This window comes from Moorena sp. SIO4E2 (assembly GCF_010671945.1).
In the GTDB taxonomy this organism is placed as follows: domain Bacteria; phylum Cyanobacteriota; class Cyanobacteriia; order Cyanobacteriales; family Coleofasciculaceae; genus Moorena; species Moorena producens.
This window is the reverse complement of record NZ_JAAHIE010000840.1, coordinates 1-2,528: the sequence shown is the minus strand read 5'-3', so window position 1 is coordinate 2,528 and position 2,528 is coordinate 1. Positions and strand designations below refer to the sequence as shown.

The 2,528-nt window shown below is 34.7% G+C and carries 1 protein-coding gene and 1 pseudogene; both read right to left on the bottom strand.

Annotated elements, in window-relative coordinates:
- Positions 1-750 (bottom strand): annotated as a pseudogene (locus tag F6K37_RS37930) (dynamin family protein); the annotation flags it as partial.
- A 124-nt stretch (positions 751-874) separates the two neighbouring features.
- Positions 875-1,501: a VWA domain-containing protein gene (locus F6K37_RS37925; RefSeq protein ID WP_071102748.1), complete on the bottom strand. Its 627-nt coding sequence runs from the start codon at positions 1,499-1,501 to the stop codon at positions 875-877.
- Positions 1,502-2,528 lie beyond the last annotated feature (1,027 nt).

The window sequence follows — 2,528 nt, the reverse complement described above, 5'->3', positions numbered from 1 at the left end:
AAACTGCTCCTCGTCTTCTGGAGGAAACTGTTCAAACTTCTTAATATCTAAGATCGAACGGGGGTCATTAGGTAGCTGAAGACCTGCGTAAGCATGAGTAGAATTATCAATAGGCAAGGATTGACCGCATAAATTATTTCCATAACGTAGATAAGATTCAACAAACACTACTAGTTCTTGAATTGCGTTTTCTAATCCAGGAGTTTTGTCATAATTTTTTACTTCATCGTACCATTTGATAATGTTTTGCCAAACATCAGGATCTTTGGAAGTAAAGTTTTTTAAACTAGCGATTTGCGTACTAGGTAATTGTGCTTCAGCCTGTACAACCAACTCCTCAACTATAAAGTCAAGACATTGATCAATTTCGTTCTGATTAAAATATTTAACGCTAAACTTAAATTCAGTTGGTTGCGAGCCTTTTACCTGAACGATATTGAGATGAGTCACATTCCCAGTAGCTGCCACTCGACTGTCTGGTAACATTCCTGCATAACCAAGTAAACTACCTAAGACCGTAGTTTTTGTAGCTTTGAATTCTCCCATAACAGCAATTTTAACTGGTGAAGAAGAAGATTTAACTACTTCTTCGGCTTGCTTTCGGACAATTTCAACTTGATTGCTAATTTCAGTTAAAATCCTATCCTGCTGAAGGGATTGAGTCTGAAGAACAGAGTCATATTCCTCAAGTTTATTAAGTATAGATTCAGCGAAATTATTAAAATCACGCAGTTGTTCAACCTTTGACATGATAATTTAAGATGAGACCACTAATTATGACTTTGTTTAAATTTCCGTAAGCGTATCTAAAGGAAACTGATCACATTTTTTTCAAATAATATTGTTCATAAAAAAAACAGATTTTTTTCGCTTCTTATCCTATATTAATAGCTCTCAAGAGTACTTCTGGTGGAGGTATTTCTTCTAAATCTCCTAAAGTTAGAGTGTCACAAATACCAGTTCTTGCTCCCTTTTCTTCTAAAGATTTGTCCAATTCTTGTAGAAATTGTGCTGCTTGGGGATCTGAACCAACTTGAATAAAAGAAATACCAATTTCCGAATCCTTATCGATTCGACGAGTTGCGTTCACAAGTACATCAATTACTGGAGGCTTATCATCAGGTGCTCCATCTGTAAATACTAAGAAAATTTCCCCATTTGGTTTAGCACTACCGTTTGCTTTACGTTGGAAATAATTCTCGAGAGCATCCCGCAAAACCTCATCAAGGTATGTTCCACCCATAGGATATGTTTCTTTAAAGATTTGTTCTACCTTATTTGTCGTAACATTATCGTATCGCTTAAATCTACTCGAAAATACATAAACAGTAATCCCATCGGGGTCGATTTCTTCACAATATCTAGCATAAGCCTCTGTAGTTTCTTCCATAACCTCCCATCTAGTTTTTGTCCCCCTTTTCTCGTCCTTAATGGTCATACTGCCACTTTTATCAATAATGATGGTGTAATCACGGTCTTTTAATTCTTCTGGGACATACATAATTCTGATTACTCTGAAAATGTTGCTAAAAAACAATTCAAGCTTTGATAGCATTATATTAATTAATGTAGCAGATCAAAAATCCTAGATCGCTTCTATATAACCGACTTATATAGTCAGGGTATTGATAAACATGTAGTGATGGCATAATCTACCCGACAAACATTTATTGTAGTTATGAATAAAATTCCAAATAGCTCTTAACGGAAATCTCCAAATCTCTCCGGCAAATCCCTCCACGGTATCTCGGCTTGCTCCCGATACTTTACAATACCTCTACAATACCTCTTCTGTCAAACTAACTGATCACAGGCCCTTCGCTTCCGGAATAATTGCCCTAGTAGCACTGACAAACAGCGGTTTCTAAGGTTTTCCAATTTTTGATCAATTTCCTGTTCATTCTCCTGTACAAACTGAGTTATTGAGTGGTTGCTTGGAGTCTTTTGAGGTTTTTATCAACTCTTTTTATCAACTCCAAGAATACATATTTAGTTTTAACAAACGGTAGAAATTATTCCGCCGTACTAATAAAGTAATAAAAAATACATATATTTAGGAAATAGGGCTAGGGATTTTCCCACGGATATCTGCCTGACACTAGACAAATCAAACCTACCGAAAGCAGGGTAAAATCTTTATTATGCCTAGGAAAAGTGCCCCGGTAGCTGCACCAAGTAAGGGGGATTATTAGTAGCTGATCCTTAGGGTAAAATCTCAGTGATTTTACTTAAATTGGGTAGTATATAAATATACTTAATATTAAATGGTGGAATTTATACTTTCTTAAGATTTTTACTATAATTAATAAAATTTAAAATTTATAAAAAATTAATTAATCTTTTTTTATATTTATTCAACGTTTGTGATAATTCTTTTAGTGAATGTGTTCCAAATCATCAGATTATGCTATACTAATACAAATAAGACTTTGGAAACCATTTGTCAATTACCCAATCGGGAATATGCCTCTATTAATTAATGATAAAAAGAGGGGCAAGAGGGAACCTCATAAAGGTAGGTTTTTGGA